The 17,376-nt window shown below is 70.2% G+C and carries 16 protein-coding genes and 1 tRNA gene; 15 read left to right on the top strand and 2 right to left on the bottom strand.

What is annotated here, in order from left to right:
- Nucleotides 1-11: 11 nt before the first annotated feature.
- The 5 genes from rsmA to ACGFJ7_RS05255 all read left to right on the top strand — a co-directional run bounded on the left by rsmA (nucleotide 12) and on the right by ACGFJ7_RS05255 (nucleotide 4,777).
- Complete coding sequence (rsmA, locus tag ACGFJ7_RS05275; RefSeq protein WP_392640993.1) at nucleotides 12-899, top strand: 16S rRNA (adenine(1518)-N(6)/adenine(1519)-N(6))-dimethyltransferase RsmA; 888 nt, start codon at nucleotides 12-14, stop codon at nucleotides 897-899.
- Nucleotides 896-1,474, top strand: coding sequence for a Uma2 family endonuclease (locus tag ACGFJ7_RS05270; RefSeq protein ID WP_360246720.1), 579 nt, complete (start codon nucleotides 896-898; stop codon nucleotides 1,472-1,474). Before rsmA ends, ACGFJ7_RS05270 begins: the two co-directional genes overlap by 4 nt.
- Nucleotides 1,471-2,418 (top strand): 4-(cytidine 5'-diphospho)-2-C-methyl-D-erythritol kinase, encoded by a 948-nt coding sequence (locus tag ACGFJ7_RS05265; RefSeq protein ID WP_360246718.1) that lies wholly within the window; start codon nucleotides 1,471-1,473, stop codon nucleotides 2,416-2,418. Before ACGFJ7_RS05270 ends, ACGFJ7_RS05265 begins: the two co-directional genes overlap by 4 nt.
- An 8-nt stretch (nucleotides 2,419-2,426) precedes the next feature.
- Nucleotides 2,427-4,235 (top strand): ABC-F family ATP-binding cassette domain-containing protein, encoded by a 1,809-nt coding sequence (locus tag ACGFJ7_RS05260; RefSeq protein WP_360246716.1) that lies wholly within the window; start codon nucleotides 2,427-2,429, stop codon nucleotides 4,233-4,235.
- Between the two features lie 65 nt (nucleotides 4,236-4,300).
- Nucleotides 4,301-4,777: a DUF4383 domain-containing protein gene (locus tag ACGFJ7_RS05255; protein ID WP_360246715.1), complete on the top strand. Its 477-nt coding sequence runs from the start codon at nucleotides 4,301-4,303 to the stop codon at nucleotides 4,775-4,777.
- 42 nt (nucleotides 4,778-4,819) lie between these two features.
- On the opposite strand, the gene ACGFJ7_RS05250 is transcribed toward ACGFJ7_RS05255, so the two are convergent.
- A complete protein-coding gene (locus tag ACGFJ7_RS05250; RefSeq protein ID WP_360248221.1) occupies nucleotides 4,820-5,422 on the bottom strand; it encodes a TetR/AcrR family transcriptional regulator in 603 nt (200 codons plus the stop codon).
- Nucleotides 5,423-5,643: 221 nt separating this feature from the next.
- Here ACGFJ7_RS05250 and ACGFJ7_RS05245 point away from each other — a divergent pair.
- The 9 genes from ACGFJ7_RS05245 to cysN all read left to right on the top strand — a co-directional run bounded on the left by ACGFJ7_RS05245 (nucleotide 5,644) and on the right by cysN (nucleotide 15,414).
- Nucleotides 5,644-5,714 (top strand) — tRNA-Gln (locus ACGFJ7_RS05245).
- Between the two features lie 72 nt (nucleotides 5,715-5,786).
- Complete coding sequence (glmU, locus tag ACGFJ7_RS05240; protein ID WP_360246713.1) at nucleotides 5,787-7,247, top strand: bifunctional UDP-N-acetylglucosamine diphosphorylase/glucosamine-1-phosphate N-acetyltransferase GlmU; 1,461 nt, start codon at nucleotides 5,787-5,789, stop codon at nucleotides 7,245-7,247.
- 360 nt (nucleotides 7,248-7,607) lie between these two features.
- Nucleotides 7,608-8,588, top strand: coding sequence for a ribose-phosphate diphosphokinase (locus ACGFJ7_RS05235; protein ID WP_203768357.1), 981 nt, complete (start codon nucleotides 7,608-7,610; stop codon nucleotides 8,586-8,588).
- A gap of 297 nt (nucleotides 8,589-8,885) precedes the next feature.
- Nucleotides 8,886-9,512: a 50S ribosomal protein L25/general stress protein Ctc gene (locus ACGFJ7_RS05230; RefSeq protein WP_360246711.1), complete on the top strand. Its 627-nt coding sequence runs from the start codon at nucleotides 8,886-8,888 to the stop codon at nucleotides 9,510-9,512.
- Nucleotides 9,513-9,624: 112 nt separating this feature from the next.
- Nucleotides 9,625-10,212, top strand: a complete 588-nt coding sequence (gene pth, locus ACGFJ7_RS05225) for an aminoacyl-tRNA hydrolase (RefSeq protein WP_392640989.1) — start codon at nucleotides 9,625-9,627, stop codon at nucleotides 10,210-10,212.
- A 140-nt stretch (nucleotides 10,213-10,352) separates the two neighbouring features.
- On the top strand, nucleotides 10,353-12,236 hold the full coding sequence (locus ACGFJ7_RS05220) for an exopolysaccharide biosynthesis polyprenyl glycosylphosphotransferase (protein WP_392640987.1): 1,884 nt from the start codon (nucleotides 10,353-10,355) through the stop codon (nucleotides 12,234-12,236).
- 77 nt (nucleotides 12,237-12,313) lie between these two features.
- Nucleotides 12,314-13,147, top strand: coding sequence for a 3'(2'),5'-bisphosphate nucleotidase CysQ (locus tag ACGFJ7_RS05215; RefSeq protein ID WP_392641304.1), 834 nt, complete (start codon nucleotides 12,314-12,316; stop codon nucleotides 13,145-13,147).
- Nucleotides 13,148-13,204: 57 nt separating this feature from the next.
- Complete coding sequence (gene cysD / locus ACGFJ7_RS05210) at nucleotides 13,205-14,116, top strand: sulfate adenylyltransferase subunit CysD (RefSeq protein ID WP_360246703.1); 912 nt, start codon at nucleotides 13,205-13,207, stop codon at nucleotides 14,114-14,116.
- Nucleotides 14,116-15,414, top strand: coding sequence for a sulfate adenylyltransferase subunit CysN (gene cysN, locus ACGFJ7_RS05205; protein WP_360246702.1), 1,299 nt, complete (start codon nucleotides 14,116-14,118; stop codon nucleotides 15,412-15,414). The genes cysD and cysN overlap by 1 nt, the downstream gene beginning before the upstream one ends.
- Here cysN and ACGFJ7_RS05200 read toward each other — a convergent pair.
- Nucleotides 15,398-16,204, bottom strand: a complete 807-nt coding sequence (locus ACGFJ7_RS05200) for an ATP-binding protein (protein WP_360246700.1) — start codon at nucleotides 16,202-16,204, stop codon at nucleotides 15,398-15,400. The two genes, cysN and ACGFJ7_RS05200, sit on opposite strands and share 17 nt — an antisense overlap.
- A gap of 96 nt (nucleotides 16,205-16,300) precedes the next feature.
- On the opposite strand from ACGFJ7_RS05200, the gene ACGFJ7_RS05195 reads away from it, so the two are divergent.
- Nucleotides 16,301-17,305, top strand: coding sequence for a LacI family DNA-binding transcriptional regulator (locus tag ACGFJ7_RS05195; RefSeq protein WP_392640984.1), 1,005 nt, complete (start codon nucleotides 16,301-16,303; stop codon nucleotides 17,303-17,305).
- Nucleotides 17,306-17,376 lie beyond the last annotated feature (71 nt).

Here is a 17,376-nt window from a genome sequence, read left to right as displayed (position 1 = left end):
GCTCTGAACCCATGGCTGACGCACTTCTCGGCCCGGCGGAGATCCGGGACCTGGCCGCCCGTCTCGGCGTGGCGCCGACCAAGAAGCTCGGCCAGAACTTCCTGCACGACCCGAACACGATCCGGCGCATCGTCGCCGCGGCCGGTCTGCGGCCCGACGACGTGGCGCTCGAGGTGGGTCCGGGGCTGGGTTCGCTCACCCTCGGCCTGGTCGGCGCGGTCCGGCACGTGCACGCCGTGGAGATCGATCCGAGGCTGGCCGCCGCGCTGCCGGAGACCGTCTCGGACGCGCACCTGTCCGTGCACCAGGCCGACGCCCTGCATGTGCGGGCCGCGGATTTCGAGCCGGCGCCGACGATGCTCGTGGCCAACCTGCCGTACAACGTGGCGGTTCCGGTGGTTCTGCACCTGCTCGCCGAGCTGCCGACACTGCGCGGCGGCCTCGTCATGGTGCAGAAGGAGGTCGCCGACCGGCTGGTCGCCGGTCCGGGTTCCAAGGTGTACGGGGTTCCGTCGGTGAAACTGGCCTGGTACGCCGAGGCCCGGCCGGCGGGCAAGGTGCCACCGGCGGTGTTCTGGCCGGTGCCCAATGTGGACTCCGGGCTGGTCGCCTTCAGTGCGCGCACTCCTCCGGGTGACATCGATCGGCCGGCGGTCTTCGCAGTCGTGGACGCGGCGTTCGCCCAGCGGCGCAAGACCCTGCGGGCCGCACTGTCGGGCTGGGCCGGCGGCGCCGACCGGGCCGAGAAGCTGCTGGTGGCGGCCGGGATCAGCCCGCAGGCCCGCGGCGAGTCGCTGACCGTCGAGCAGTTCGCCGCGATCGCCGGGGCGGCGAGACAGTCGCCCTCCGGCGGTAAGCTCAGCCCGACCGACGCACAGGCCGAGGAGGTGGACTCATGAGCGCCGAGCCGACGGGTCATGTCATGTGGTCGCCCGACCCCATCAGGCAGCGTTTGGCCAATCACTACCTCGAGGACGTCCTTGCCCTGCCGGACGACGCCCCCCGTGTCGAGCTCCGCGACGGAGTCATGATCGTGGTCCCTTCCCCGACCTTCGGTCACCAGACCATCGGGAACCTGCTGTGGATGTGGTTCCGGCAGAATGCTCCCGCTGACATGTTCATCCCCGGCACAGCCGTCGGCGTCGCTGTCGGTCTACGGGACAGTCTCGAACCGGATGTCCTGTTGCTGCGGCATCCCGTTCCGACCGTCAATCATTTCTTCCTTCCCGAGCAGGTGGTCATCGCGGTCGAAATCGTCTCGCCCGGTACCAAGCGACGGGATCGATTCGAGAAGCCTTCGGAATATGCGGCGGCAGGTGTCTCGCATTTCTGGCGTATCGAGCAGGATCCGGTCCATGTGTACGCCTACGACCTCGTCGACGGCCGTTATGAGTTGGCTGCCGACTCGGACACCGAGCTGGAGCTCACCATGCCGTTCGAGATCAAGCTTCCTATCCGGGAAATCACTCCGTGACGGAGGCATGGGGGCCGGACGATGACGAGCCGCGGCGGCATCACGGGCCGGTGCGGGTGCGGGTTCCTGCGAAGATCAATCTTCATCTCGGGGTCGGGCCGCTGCGGACGGACGGGTTCCATGAGCTGAACACCGTCTATCACGCGATCAGCCTGTTCGATGAGCTGACGGCGCGGGCCGGGGACACGCTCACCCTCACCATGGAGGGGGAGGGCACCGGCGCGCTGGAGCTGGACGAGAGCAACCTGATCATTCGGGCGGCCAAGGCGCTCGCGGCGCGGACGCGGATGCCCGCGTACGCGCGGTTGCATCTGCGGAAGACCATTCCGCTCGCCGGTGGGCTGGCCGGGGGCAGCGCCGACGCGGCGGCCGCGCTGATCGCCTGTGATCTGCTCTGGGGGACCGGGCTGTCGCGTGACGAGCTGGCCGAGGTCGGTGCCACTCTCGGGTCCGACATTCCCTTCCTTCTGCACGGCGGTACGGCGCTGGGCACCGGGCACGGTGAGACCGTCAGCCCGATCCTGGCCCGGCCCACCACCTGGCACTGGGTCGTCGCCATCGCCGACGGGGGTCTCTCCACGCCGGCCGTCTACCGCAAGCTCGACGAGCTGCGCGACAGTTCCTTCCCGCCGAAGGCGCTGGGCGATCCGGACGAGCTGATGACCGCCCTGCGCCAGCGTGACCCGGCCGTGCTCGGCGCCGCCCTCGGCAACGACCTTCAGCCGGCCGCGCTCGCGCTGCGGCCCGAGCTGACCGAGGTGCTTCAGGCTGGTCAGCGGGCCGGGGCGGTCGCCGGCCTGGTTTCCGGGTCGGGACCCACCTGCGTCTTCCTGGCCACCGACGCGAAGCACGCGGCTCAGGTCGCGGCCGCGATCAACGCGGCCGGGGTGTGCCGGGAGGCGGTCACCGCGCGGGGGCCGATGCCGGGCGCGCGGGTAACCTAGACCGCATCGTGGCAAACATCATCAACCTCGACCGGGTCTCCAAGGGCTATGGCGCCGCCGGTCAGCTGCTCACCGACGTCTCTCTCGGCCTCGACGACGACGCCCGCGTCGGCATCGTCGGCCTCAACGGGGCCGGCAAGTCGACCCTTCTCCGCATGCTCGCCAAGAGCGAGGAACCCGACTCGGGCCGGGTCACCCACCGGCGCGACGTGCGGGTGGCCACCCTTCCGCAGACCTTGACGCTCGCCGCCGAGGCGACCGTGCGCGATGTCGTGCTCGGCACCGCCTGGCTGTCCGAGGGCATGGGCGCCGAGCACGAGTGGGCCGGCGACGCCGGGGTGCGTGCCATCCTCGACGGCCTCGGCATGGGCTATCTCGGCCTCGACACGCCGGTCGGCCCGATGTCCGGTGGCGAGCGCCGCCGGGTCGCGCTGGCCGCGCTGCTCGTGCGCGAGAGCGACCTGCTGATCCTCGACGAGCCCACCAACCACCTCGACGTGGCCGGTGTCGACTGGCTCGCCCGCTACCTGCTGTCGACCCACCGCGGCGCGCTCGTCGTGGTCACCCACGACCGCTGGTTCCTCGACGCGGTCTGCACGGCGACCTGGGAGGTCGTCGACGAGCAGGTGCACACGTACGAGGGTGGCTACGCCGCCTGGACCCTGGCCCGGGCCGAGCGGCAGCGGGTCGCCGCCGTCGTCGAGGCCCGGCGGCAGAACCTCCTGCGCAAGGAGATCGCCTGGCTGCGGCGGGGCCCGCCGGCCCGTACGTCGAAGCCGCAGTTCCGCATCGACGCCGCGAACGCGCTGATCGCCGACGTGCCGCCGGTGCGTGACACCGTGAGCCTGCAGAAACTGGCCACCAGCCGGCTCGGCAAGCAGGTGTACGACCTCGAGGACGTCACCCTCAACGCCGGCCCCAAGCCGATCTTCAAGGGCCTGACCTGGCAGGTCGGGCCGGGTGACCGGTTCGCCATTCTGGGCGCCAACGGCGCCGGCAAGACCACGCTGCTGCGCCTGCTGGCCGGGGTCACCAAGCCGGACGGCGGGCGCCTGGTCACCGGCTCGACCGTGCGGGCCGCCTTCCTGTCGCAGGAGCTCAAGGAGCTGCCGGGCGAGCTGCGCCTGCTCGAGGCGGTCGAGGAGGTCGCCAAGCGGGTCAAGCTCGGCGACCGGGAGCTGTCGGCCGGTCAGCTGGCCGAGGTGTTCGGTTTCACCGACAAGCGGATCTGGACGCCGGTCAGCGACCTGTCCGGCGGTGAGCGCCGGCGGCTGCAGCTGCTGCGCCTGCTCGCCACCGAGCCGAACGTGCTGCTGCTCGACGAGCCGACGAACGACCTCGACACCGACACCCTGGCCGCGCTGGAGGACCTGCTCGACTCCTGGCCGGGCACGATGATCGTGGCCAGCCACGACCGCTACCTGGTCGAGCGGGTCACCGACACCGCGTACGGGATGTTCGGCGACGGCCGTCTGGTGCACCTGCCCGGTGGCATCGACGAATACCTGTCGCGGGCCGCGTCCGGCCTGGGCCCGGCGGCGGGCGTGGCCACCGGCGTACCGCAGAAGAGCGCGGAAAGCGCGAGTGGCCTCTCCGCGGCCGAGGTGCGCCAGGCTCGCAAGGACCTGGCCAAGCTGGAACGGCAGCTGGCCAAGCTCGACGAGCGCGTGCTGAAGATCAACGAAAGCCTGGCTCAGCACGGCAGCGACTACGGCAAGATCGTAGAGTTGGACGCGCAGCTCAAATCGGTACAAGAGGAGCGCGCCGCGGTCGAGGAGGCCTGGTTGGAGCTCGCGGAGCAGGTGCCCGGTAACTGATCCGGGGGGTGTGCCTGCGCCGCTTGACCGGGATACGCGAGAATCGGCGTGTACAACACCTGACCTTGGAGACGGACACCATGGCGCACACCCCGGTAAACCACCCGCTGCGGCCGCTGTACCGCGCGCTCGGCCTCCTGGTCGGCGCGTACCTCGTGGTGTTCGCGATCGTCGGGTTCATCCAGACCTCCGGCGAGAGCTTCACCGGTGACAACACCGAGCGGGCCCTCGGGCAGGGCACCAACCTGCTGTGGTCGATCATCTCGCTGATCCTGGGCGCGATCGTCCTGGCCACCAGCGCGATCGGCCGCAACCTCGACGTCGAGGCCGACAAGTACGTCGGCTGGACGCTGCTGGTGATCGGCAGCTACGAGCTGGCCGCCAGCCGTACCGACGCCAACTTCTTCGGCTTCACGGTGTCCACGGTCGTCGTCACCTACCTGGCCGGCGTCATCCTCATCACCGCCGGTCTGTACAGCAAGGTGGCCGCGCCCAGCAAGGCCGGCGCCCCGCGCCAGGTGCGCGAGGGCCGTACCGCCTGATCTTCGCCGGAACAGAAGGCCCGCCGATCGGCGGGCCTTCTGTCATTTCACCTTGCGGGTGATCAGGGCCGGTTTCGGCTCGAGGTTGGACAGGCCGTTCCAGGCCAGGTTGACCAGGTGGGCCGCGACCATCTCCTTCTTCGGCTTGCGGGCCTCACGCCACCACTGGCCGACCAGCGCCACCATGCCGACCAGCGCCTGCGAGTAGAGCTCGGCGAATTTCGGGTCGAGGCCGCGGCTGCGGAACTCGTCGCCCAGGATGTGCTCCACCTGGTGGGCCACGTCGTTCATGACACTGGAGAAGGTGCCGGCCGGGGCGAGCACCGGCGACTCGCGCACCAGCACCCGGAAGCCGTGCGGCTCGTCCTCGATGTAGTCGAGCAGGGCCAGCGCGGCCTGTTCCAGCAGTTCGCGCGGGTGGCCCGCGGTCAGCGCGGCCGTGATCCGGTCGAGCAGGGCGCGGACCTCGCGGTCGACGACCACCGCGTACAGCCCCTCCTTGCCGCCGAAGTGCTCGTAGACCACCGGCTTGGAGACCTTGGCCCGGGCCGCCACCTCTTCCACGCTGGTCGCGTCGAAGCCACGCTCGGCGAACAACTGGCGGCCGATCGCGATCAGCTGCTCCCGCCGCTGCGCGGCCGACATGCGGACCCGGGGGGCCGCCGGCGGCCGCTGGCGGCGGGTGCGGGGGCGCTCGTCGTCGAGGGGATCCGTCACCCGGCCATCCTGCCAGCCTTCAGTCCGGTCAAGGGTGCGGTGGCGGGGCGGTCGGATGGGGACTGTCGGGATTGCGGCCGATGAGCATCGCGAGCGTGCCGCTAAGATGTGACCGGTGGATGGATCCCCAGTGGGAAAAGTCCGAATGGTCCCGGATCGTCTAATGGTAGGACCGCGGCTTTTGGTGCCGTTTATAGGGGTTCGAATCCTCTTCCGGGAGCAGTCTCTCCGCGGCTGTGTTTGGCGCCGCCTCTCTGCGTAAATCTCTCTACTGCGAGCAATGGAGTACCGCGTGAGCCAGGCCCCTCGTCGTACCGTCGTCGTTCTTGCCGCCGGTGAAGGTAAGCGGATGAAGTCCGCGACGCCCAAGGTCCTGCACCCGATGCTGGGCCGCACCCTGGTCGGGCACGTGCTGGCCGCCGCCGAGCCGGCCGGCGCCGAGCAGGTGATCGTCGTCGTCGGCCACAAGGCCGACCAGGTCAAAGCGCACCTCACCGAGATCGCCCCGAGCGCCGTGCCGGTGCTGCAGGCCGAGCAGAACGGCACCGGTCACGCGGTGCGCATCGCCCTCGAGGCCGTGCCCGAGGCGACCGGAACGGTCGTCGTGCTCAACGGTGACGTGCCCCTGCTGCGCCCCGAGACGGTGTCCAACCTGATCGAGGCGCACGAGGCCGGTGAGCGCGGCGCGACCGTGCTGGCGGCCGAGGTGCCCGACCCGACCGGCCTGGGCCGCATCGTGCGCGACGCCGCCGGCAACCTGGAGCGCATCGTCGAGGAGCGCGACGCGTCGGCCGAGGTCAAGGCGATCCGCGAGATCAACGCGGGCATCTACGCGTTCGACGTGGTTTCCCTGCGCGAGGCGCTTTCGAAGCTGTCCACCGACAACGACCAGGGCGAGGAATACCTCACCGACGTCTTCGGCCTGCTGGCCTCGGCCGGCGACCCGGTCGGCGTCTTCGTGGCGCCCGACGCGCAGGAGACGCTGGGCTGCAACGACCGGGCCGAGCTGGCCAAGCTGCGGGCCCTGCTGCGTGACCGGGTGAACGAGGCGTGGATGCGCCGCGGGGTGTCGATCCTCGACCCGTCGACGACCTGGATCGACGTGACGGTGACGCTCGAGCCGGACGCCGAGATCGACCAGAACTCGCAGCTGCTCGGGGCCACCACTGTGGCCGCCGGGGCGATCGTGGGCCCGGACACGACGCTCATCGACACGACAGTGGGCGCGGGCGCGGTGGTCCTGCGTACCCACTCGATCGGCGCCCAGGTCGGCGACGAGGCGACGGTCGGCCCGTTCTCGTTCCTGCGCCCGGGCACCCGGCTGGGCCGCAAGGCCAAGGTCGGCGGCTTCGTCGAGACCAAGAACGCCGAACTCGGCGACGGGGCCAAGGTGCCGCACCTGTCGTACGTGGGTGACGCCACGATCGGCGCCAAGTCCAACATCGGCGCGGGCACGATCTTCGCCAACTACGACGGCGTCAACAAGCACCACACGACCGTCGGCGAGGCCGCGTTCGTCGGCTCCGACTCGGTGCTGATCGCGCCGGCCACGATCGAGCCGGGTGCGTACGTGGCCGCGGGCAGCGCGATCTCGGGCACGGTGCCGGCGGGCAGCCTGGCCGTGACCCGGGCGCCGCAGCGGGCCGTGGAGGGCTGGGTGGCGCGCCGCCGGGCCGGCACGGTGTCGGCCGAGGCGGCCGAGCGCTTCGAGGCGGCCCAGGCCGGCGAGGGTGAAATCTCCGAGGCGGAGTAAAGAGGCTTGAGACGTACGGCCCGGGCGGCATCCGCCCGGGCCGTCGCTGTGCAAAGTCCGGGCGGTTCCTGTGCAAAAAGCGAACGCCGTGCGGCCGCGCGGTAACTAGGGGAGGCTGGTGGGTACACCGGCCGGTGGCGGCTATCCGACAGGACGGTCCGTCGGCGCGCTCGAACGGTGATGATCCAGGTGCGCTCGGTGGTGCGGTAACGGCCGGGTGAACCCGTTCTGACCAGGAGTGATCCGCTGGGGGTGAGGCATCCCACCCGGTGCCCGCGTAACGTGGCGCTTCGGTGGCCCCGGGGGATACTTCACTCGATCACATCCCCACCCCCTCGATCCAACGGGAGTAGCGAGCCGATGGGCAGCATCGTCGCGGAGAACCGTAAGAGTCTGATGCTTTTCTCCGGACGTGGTTTCCCGGAGCTGGCGGACGAGATCGGCCAGGTGCTCGGCGTCGCGCCGACCCCCGCCGACTCGTACGAGTTCGCCAACGGTGAGATCTTCGTCCGGTTCAAGGACTCGGTCCGTGGTTCGGACGCGTTCGTCGTGCAGTCGGTGACCGAGGGCGTCAACCGCTGGGTCATGGAAACCCTCATCATGATCGACGCGCTGAAGCGCGGGTCGGCCAAGCGCATCACCGTGGTGCTGCCGTTCTACCCGTACTCGCGGCAGGACAAGAAGCACCGCGGCCGCGAGCCGATCTCGGCCCGCCTGGTGGCCGACCTGCTGAAGACCGCGGGTGCCAACCGGATCCTCACGGTCGACCTGCACACGGCGCAGATCCAGGGGTTCTTCGACGGTCCGGTGGACCACCTGTTCGCGATGGACATCCTGGCCGAGCACGTGCAGAAGAAGTACGCGGGCCGGCCGATGACAGTGGTCGCGCCCGATTCAGGTCGCGTGCGCGTGGCCGAGCGGTGGACCGACCGGCTGGGCGGCTGCCCGCTGGCGTTCATCCACAAGACCCGTGACCCGCTCAAGCCCAACCAGGTCGTGGCCAACCGGGTGGTCGGCGAGGTCGAGGGCCGGGTCTGCCTGATCGTCGACGACATGATCGACACCGGCGGCACGATCACCAAGGCGGCCGACATCCTCTGGGACGAGGGCGCGGCCGACGTGATCGTGGCCTCGACGCACGCCCTGCTCTCCGACCCGGCGACCGAGCGGCTGAAGAACAGCCGGATCAGCGAGCTCGTGGTGACGAACACGTTGCCGCTGCCGCCGGAGAAGCGGCTCGACAAGATCACTGTGTTGTCCATCGCCCCGCTGCTGGCCCGGGCGATCCGTGAAGTCTTCGACGACGGCTCCGTGACCACGCTTTTCGGTGGCCTGAGCTGAAACCTCTTCCGGGTGAAGTTCGCACGGAGCGGCGCAGCGGACCGGACCCGCTGAGGAGTGCGCTCAGGCTGTGGGTAAGATAGTGCGGTTGCCACGGCGAGGGTGCCCCGCGGTCTGCTGAGGTTCGCAGCCATTCGGGGGCACCGTCATCGACGCGGTGCTCCGGGCCTGTGCCCAGCGCGCCCCCTTGCCCGGCAGCGCCGACGACGGCCTCCAGCACTTTCCGGTGGCCGATCAGCACTGCCGCAGCCCGCCGACTTAGACGCAGCCCGATCGAAGAGTTTCAGGAGTTTCCCCGTGTCCGAGGTAAAGATCAGCGCCGAGCCCCGCACCGAGTTCGGCAAGGGTGGTGCCCGTCGCACGCGCCGGGCCGGTTTGGTGCCCGCCGTGCTTTACGGCCACGGCGAGAAGCCGCAGCACATCGCGCTGCCGGCCCGTGAGTTCGCCGCCGCGATCCGGCACGGCGGTCTCAACCAGGTTTTCACCATCGACATCCAGGGCGCGTCCGCCGCGACGCTCGCCCTGCCCAAGGCGATCCAGCGTGACCCGATCAAGGACACGTACGAGCACGTGGACCTGATCATCGTCAAGCGCGGCGAGAAGGTCCAGGTCGACGTTCCGATCAACCTGACCGGCGAGGCCGCCCGCAACACGCTCGTCGTGCACGAGTCCAACACCCTCGCCGTCGTGGCCGACGCGCTGCACCTGCCGAGCGGCCTCGACGTCTCGATCGAGGGCCTCGAGGCCGGCGCGCAGGTCACCGCCGGCGACGTGACCCTGCCGAACGGCGTCGAGCTGGCCGTCGAGCCCGACTTCGTGCTGGCGATCGTCTCGCAGGCGCAGACCGCCGAGCAGCTTGAGGGCGAGTCGGCCGAGGGCGCCGAGGCGTCGGCCGAGGGCGAAGAGGCTCCCGCCGCGGAGTAACAAAGTTCGGGCTGTGATCGGGGAAAGTGCCATGGCACTTTCCCCGAATTGCGTTGTCTTCAGTCCGATCTAGGGCGGCGGGCGGGGCGGTCGGATGGATGTGGGGAGAAACGTGACTGAGGACGCGCCGTGGCTGGTCGTCGGGCTGGGTAACCCGGGCAAGGAGTACGCCGGGAACCGTCACAACGTGGGCTTCATGGTGGCCGATCTGCTGGCGTCCCGGGTGGGGGCCAAGTTCGGCCGGTCCAAGCGCGCGCAGGGCGAGGTGGCCGAGGGACGGCTGGGCTTCGGCGGTCCCAAGCTGGTGCTCGTCAAGCCGCTGACCTTCATGAACCTGTCCGGCAACGCGGTGGTCTCGCTGGCCCAGTTCTTCAAAGTGCCGGTGTCGAACGTGATCGCCGTGCACGATGAGCTTGATGTGCCTTTCGGTCAGGTACGGGCTAAGCGTGGCGGTGGTGAGGGTGGCCACAACGGTCTGCGATCCATGTCGAAATCGCTGTCGAGCAAGGAGTACGCCCGGGTCCGTTTCGGGGTCGGCCGTCCGCCCGGACGGCAGGATCCGGCGGATTTCGTGCTCTCCGACTTCTCCGGCGTGGAACGCAAGGAGCTGGACTTCCTCATCGACCGGGCGGCCGACGTGGTGGAGGCGATCGTCCTCGAAGGCGTGGAGTGGGCGCAGAACAAATACCACGGCGGTTGATCTCACGGGGCTGGAACGGATAGATCATTTGGGCGGTTTTGTCCGCCTCGCGGTCCCGTGACGCCTTCCGCCGTCCGTCCGTTGGTCACACGTACGCACCGGTTCGGTGCGTTTTGACCGGCGTACGGGGGAGGATTGGTATGCGGCAGGACCTGTCCGCGCACCAGGAGTCGGTGCTCACCGAGCCGACCGTGCTGCTGCCGACGGTGCTGCTCGAGGAGGGCCAGCCGCCGGAAGAATACGGCGAGGCCAACCATCCGCCGGCCAACCGCGGGCCGCACCCCGGGATCCGCAAGGCCAACTCGAAGATCCCGGCCCCCGTGGTGCCGCTGAGCCCGCCGCCCGCCGGCGCGGGCTCGCGCTCCCGCACGGAGTGGCCGGTGAACTCGGCCACGAAGCCGGCCCGGAAGCCCGCCCAGGCGCCGGCGGAGGCGGGTGGCGAAGGGAAGGTTCGGGCGCCCAAGCCGGACAACGCCCCGCCCCGCGCGGGACGGGAAGCGGCCGACCCCGGGCGGAACCAGGCGATCGACCGGCACTGGTCGCAGCGGCGCAACCGTTCGGCCGCGGCCCGGCCCGCGGCGCGGCCTTTCCTGCGGATCCGGGGCCGGCACGCGGCGATGTCCCGGCGGCAGCGCTGGGAGCGCAGCTACGTCCGCTCGCTGGTGCTGTGTGACCTGCTGGCCGGCACCGCGGCCGGCGTCACCGCCTTCGGGCTGCGCTTCGGCGACGAGGTGACCACCTACAACCGCGCCTACATCCTGCTCTCGGCTTTCCTGCCGGTCCTGCTGCTGGTCGTGCTCGCCGTGTCGCGGGCCTACGAGCGGCGCTATCTCTTCGTCGGGACCGACGAATATCAGCGCGTGCTCCGCGGCGGGGTCGGCCTGATCGCGGGGGCGGCCCTGGTGTCGTACGCCCTCGATCTCGATCTGGCCCGCAGCTATGTCCTGGCCGCCCTGCCGACGGCGATCGGCGCCTCGGCGGTGCTGCGTTTCGCGTTGCGCAAGCGGCTGCATCTGGCCCGCGCCCGGGGCGAGAACCTGCGCCGAGTGATCCTGGTCGGCCACGAGCTGTCGATCATCGGGATGGCCCGGCAGCTGCGGCGGGAGCGCTACCACGGGCTCGAGGTGGTCGGCGCCTGCCTGCCGCCGGGCCACGACGGCGCCGGGGTCAACGGTCTGGTCGTCTACGGCACGTTCGACGACGTGGCCGCCGCGGTCGAGCAGGCCGACGCCGACACCGTGGTGGTGCTGAGCTGCCCCGAGCTCGACGGCGAGCAGCTGCGGCGGCTGGCCTGGCGGCTCGAGCGGGACGAGGTCGACCTGGTGGTGGCCAGCGCCCTGGTCGACGTGGCCGGCGCCCGGACCACGATCCGGCCCTTCGACGGGCTGCCGATGCTGCACGTCGAGCATCCCCGTCTGCACGGCGGGTCGCGGCTGGTCAAGGAGGCGGTGGACCGGCTCGGCGCGCTGGCCCTGCTGGTGCTCTTCGGGCCGCTGCTGCTGGGCGTCGCACTGTGTGTGCGGGTCACCTCGCGCGGGCCGGTACTCTTTCGTCAGGTGCGGGTGGGTCGTGACGGCAGTCACTTCCGCATCTACAAGTTCCGCAGCATGTATGTCGATGCCGAGGCCCGCCTGGCCGAGCTGAAGCATCTCAACGAGCACGACGGCGTGCTCTTCAAGATTCGTGATGATCCGCGGGTTACCCCGGTCGGGCGATATCTGCGCCGGTTCTCCCTGGACGAGCTGCCTCAGCTGCTCAACGTGGTGCTGGGGCAGATGTCCCTGGTGGGGCCGCGTCCGCCGCTGCCGGCCGAGGTCGCGGCGTACGCCGACGACGTGCGGCGCCGGCTCGCCGTCAAGCCGGGCATGACGGGCCTGTGGCAGGTATCCGGACGTTCGGATCTACCGTGGGAGGAAGCGGTCCGGCTGGACCTGCGCTATGTGGAGAACTGGTCCCTCAGTTTGGACCTCGTCATCCTGTTGCGCACGATGACGGCTGTGGTGCGGTCGTCCGGGGCGTACTGAATCAATGGGGAGACAAGAGCATGGGCGAGCGGACAGAGACGTCGGCGCGCGTGACTTCGCAACGGGAGACCCTGGACCTGGGCCACGCGCCGGTGACCGACGGCGCCTTCGCCCGCTGGCTGGCCGACAAGGCCGGCCAGGTGCTGCTTCGGGTGCGCGACGAGATGGGGTACGGCGACGCCGCCGCCCTCAAGGCGGCCGGCGACAAGGCCGCGCACGACCTGATGCGGGCCGAGCTCGCGCGGTGGCGCCCGGCCGACGCGGTGCTGTCCGAGGAGGACGACCACGCGCGGGCGGCCTGGCGTGACGGCGAGCCGGGCAGCGTACGACCGGAGCGGCTGAGCGCGGGCCGGGTCTGGATCGTCGACCCGCTCGACGGCACCCGCGAGTTCTCCGAGGAGGGCCGATCCGACTGGGCCGTGCACGTGGCTCTCTGGACGGCCGACTGCGGGAGCCCGGCCTGCCTGGCCGCGGGCGCGGTCGCGATGCCCGCGCAGCACCGGACGATCGCCACCGACCACGCGCCGGCCTACCCGCCGCTGCCGCTGGAGTCGGCGACGGGCGGGCCGATCCGGATCGCGGCCAGCCGGACCCGGCCGCCGGCCTTCGTCACGGCCCTGGCCGAGGAGCTCGGGGCCGAGCTGGTGCCGATGGGCTCGGCCGGCGTCAAGATCGCCGCAGTGATCAACGGCGACGCCGACGCGTACGTGCACGCCGGCGGACAGTACGAGTGGGACTCGGCCGCGCCGGTCGCTGTGGCGCTGGCCACGGGTTTGCACGCTTCCCGTATCGACGGTTCTACGCTGAGATACAACGAGGCCGACCCTAAGTTGCCGGACCTGGTGGTGTGCCGTAAGGATCTCGCTCCTCGGTTACTTGCAGCGTTGCAGCGTCACCTTCCGTCACAATGACGGTTCCCCCTAGGTAACACTCTCAACCGCAAGCCCCGGAAAGGTCTGGATACCACCATGAGCCAGACGAAGCCGTACCGCGTCTCGCATCTGGATGCCCTCGAAGCCGAGGCCATCTTCGTGATGCGCGAGGTGATGGCCGAGTTCGAGCGTCCCGTCCTGCTCTTCTCGGGTGGCAAGGACTCGATCGTCATGCTGCGGCTGGCCGAGAAGGCCTTCGCCCCGGCCCGCATCCCCTTCCCCGTCATGCACGTCGACACCGGGCACAACTTTCCCGAGGTGCTGGACTACCGCGACACCCGGGTCGCCACCCTCGGCCTCAATCTCGTGGTGGCCAGCGTCCAGGAGGCGATCGACACCGGCCTGGTCCGCGAGCTGCCCGACGGCACCCGCAACCGCATCCAGACCCCGGTGCTGCTGGCCGCCGTCGAGAAATACCGCTTCGACGCCCTGTTCGGCGGCGCCCGCCGCGACGAGGAGAAGGCGCGCGCCAAGGAGCGCATGTTCAGCTTCCGCGACGAGTTCGGCCAGTGGGACCCGAAGAACCAGCGTCCCGAGCTGTGGGCGCTCTACAACGGCCGGCACCACCCGGGCGAGTCGATCCGGGTGTTCCCGCTCTCCAACTGGACCGAGCTGGACATCTGGCACTACATCGCCAAGGAGCAGGTCCCGCTGCCGAGCATCTACTACGCGCACGACCGTGAGGTCGTCGAGCGCAACGGGATGTTCTACGCGGTGAACGAGTTCATCCAGCTCCGTGACGGCGAGACCTCCGAGGTGCGCCGCGTCCGCTACCGCACGGTGGGCGACGCCTCGCAGACCGCCGCCGTGCTCTCCGAGGCCGACACGGTGGAAAAGGTGATCGACGAGGTCGCCGCGACCCGGATCACCGAGCGGGGCGCGACCCGCGGTGACGACAAGGTCAGCGAGGCCGCGATGGAAGACCGCAAGCGAGAGGGTTACTTCTGATGAGTCAGGCCGTCCTGGACACCGAGACGGCGCCCGCGGCGCGCATGGACCTGCTGCGGTTCGCCACCGCGGGCAGCGTGGACGACGGGAAGTCCACCCTGATCGGGCGTCTCCTGTACGACACCAAGACGATCTTCGCCGACCAGCTGGAGGCCGTCGAGGCGGCCAGCGCGTCGCGCGGCGACGAGTACACCAACCTGGCGCTGCTCACCGACGGCCTGCGGGCCGAGCGCGAGCAGGGCATCACCATCGACGTGGCGTACCGCTACTTCGCCACCCCGCGGCGCAAGTTCATCATCGCCGACACCCCGGGGCACATCCAGTACACCCGGAACATGGTCACCGGCGCCTCGACCGCCGACCTGGCGCTGATCCTGGTCGACGCCCGTAAGGGCCTGGTCGAGCAGTCCCGCCGGCACGCGTTCCTGACGTCGCTGCTGCGGGTGCCGCACCTGGTGCTCTGCATCAACAAGATGGACCTGGTCGACTGGGACAAGGCGGTCTACGACCGGATCGCCGACGAGTTCACCTCGTTCGCGGCCAAGCTCGAGATCACCGACCTGACGATCATCCCGGTGTCGGCGCTCAACGGCGACAACATCGCGTCGCGGTCGGAGAACAGCCCCTGGTACGACGGGCCGTCGCTGCTGCACCACCTGGAGCACGTGCACATCGCCAGCGACCGCAACCTGGTCGACGTGCGCTTCCCGGTGCAGTACGTGATCCGCCCGCAGTCGACCACGGTCACCGACTACCGCGGCTACGCCGGTCAGGTCGCCTCCGGTGTTCTCAAGCCGGGCGACGACGTGATGGTGCTGCCGTCCGGTCTGACCAGCAAGATCGCGGCGATCGACACCGCCGACGGTCCGGTCGACGAGGCGTTCCCGCCCATGTCGGTCACGGTCCGGCTGGCCGACGAGATCGACATCTCGCGCGGCGACCTGATCTGCCGCCCGCACAACGCGCCGGCGGTCGCCCAGGACATTGAGGCGATGGTCTGCTGGATGGACGAGTCGGCGCCGCTGCGCGTCGGCGGCAAGTACGCCATCAAGCACACCACCCGGTCGGCCCGGACGGTCGTGCGCGGTCTTCAGTACCGGCTGGACGTCAACACCCTGCACCGGGACGAGGCGGCGGGCGAGCTGAAGCTCAACGAGATCGGCCGGGTGCGCCTGCGTACCACCGTGCCGCTGCTCGCCGACGAGTACCGGCGCAACCGCACCACCGGCGGTTTCATCCTGATCGACGAGAGCACCAACCGTACGGTCGGCGCCGGAATGATCATCGAGGCTCAGTAGCGGCCCGAGGCGGCTGGAGCGTTGCCCACACCACCTTGCCGGTGCGGGTGGGTAACGCGCCCCAGGCCACGGCCGTCTCCATGACGAGCCGGAGCCCCAGCCCGCGCTGGTCCAGGGGCCGGCCGCGACGGATCCGGGCCGGCTTGATCAGGCGCGGCATCTCGGGGGACCGGTCGGCCACGCACACGTGCAGTCCCCGGCCACGCAGGCTGACCATCACCGTCATCTCGCTGCGGGCGTGCTCGACCGCGTTGGTGACCAGTTCCGAGGTGACGGTGCGGCTCGGGTGCAGCAGGTGGGCCAGGCCCCAGGCCAGGCAGGCGTCGCTGACCAGGTTGCGGGCGGCGCTGGGCGCCTCCGGTTCGGGGGGCAGGGTCAGCATCAGGCGTTCGACCAGCGGCAGGCGGCTCGCGATGGCGACCCGGGCCTGGCGCACCTTGGCGTAGACGGGCAGGAACCGCGGGGCGCCGAGGCGCTGCATCCTGTCGGCCAGGGGCAGATCGGGCGGGATGCACAGGGCCAGCTGAACCGGCGGGTCCATCTTGGCCGCCATGTCGCGGGCGGTCATCCAGGCCGGTGCGGAGCGCCCGGACGGGTCGTCGAGCCCGGTCAGGTCGACGATGAGCGCCTCGGGATGTTCGGCCAGGCATTTGCGCAGGGTCACGCTGGCCGTCTGCCAGAGCTCCTTGTCCCAGACACCGTCGACGGTGAGGAGCGCGACGGCGGCGTCGACGTCGCTCTCGATGCGGACGGACGCGGGAACCGGCAGACACGCTGCGCTCATGGACATGACGTCACGGTAACCGCGAACGCAGATCGACTAGTCGGGCCTTAGCTCCGCCGGGTGATCGGACTTAAGTACTGCAACGTTGTATAGTCCACATTCGTGCCGCCGGGCCTCAAGGATGTCGCCGCGCGGGCCGGTGTGTCGATCAAGACGGTCTCCAATGTCGTCAACGGTTATGTGCACGTGGCCCCGGCCACGCGCGCCCGGGTGCAGGCCGCCATCGAGGCGCTCGGCTACGTGCCCAACATGGCCGCCCGCCAGCTGCGCAGCGGCCGTTCCGGGGTGATCGCCCTGGCCGTGCCCGAGCTCCAGTCGCCCTACTTCGCCGAGATTGCGGGCCTGATCGTGCAGGCGGCCGAACAGCGTTCCTGGACCGTCCTGATCGACCAGACCGACGGGCACGCGGAGCGTGAGCGCAACCTGGTCGCCGGTCTGCGCCGGCACGCCATCGACGGGCTCATCTTCAGCCCCTTGGCCCTGGCCGGCGAGGAGCTGGCCGTCGAGAGCGGGACCCCGATGGTGCTGCTCGGCGAGCGGGTGTGGCACGGTCCGGCCGATCACGTGGCGATAGACAACACCGCGGCCGCGGCCGACGCGACCCGGCATCTGCGCTCGCTGGGCCGCCGGCGCATCGCCGCGATCGGCGTGCAGGACAGCCCCTCGGCCGTGACCTCGCACCAGCGGCTGGCCGGCTACCGGTCGGTGCTGGCCGAGGCCGGGCTGGAGAGCGTCGAGACGCCGGTGGAGAGCTTCCACCGGGCCGACGGCGCGGCCGCGATGGCCCGTTTGCTGGACGAGGGCGAGCCGCCGGACGCGGTCTTCTGCTTCAACGACCTGCTCGCCCTCGGTGCCATTCGCACGCTGCTGGAACGTGGCCTGAGCGTGCCCGGCGACGTCGCCGTGATCGGCTTCGACGACATCGAGGACGGCCGGTTCTCGACGCCGACGCTGAGCACCATCGCGCCGGACGCCCCGCGGATCGCCCAGCTCGCCGTCGACCTGCTGGCCGAGCGGCTCGGCGACGGCCCGGCCGCCTCCGGCGCGCCGCGGGAGCTGCGCGTCGACCACCGTTTGGTGGTCCGCGAGAGCACCACCGTCGCGTAACAAGTTACAGCCATATTTCGCAACGTCGACCGCGGTCTCTTTACAACGATGAATGCAACGTTGTAAAAACG

The sequence above is a fragment of the Actinoplanes sp. NPDC048988 genome (assembly GCF_043197815.1).
Taxonomy (GTDB): domain Bacteria; phylum Actinomycetota; class Actinomycetes; order Mycobacteriales; family Micromonosporaceae; genus Actinoplanes.
The sequence above is the reverse complement of the archived record's forward strand: the minus strand, read 5'-3'. Positions and strand labels throughout refer to the sequence as shown.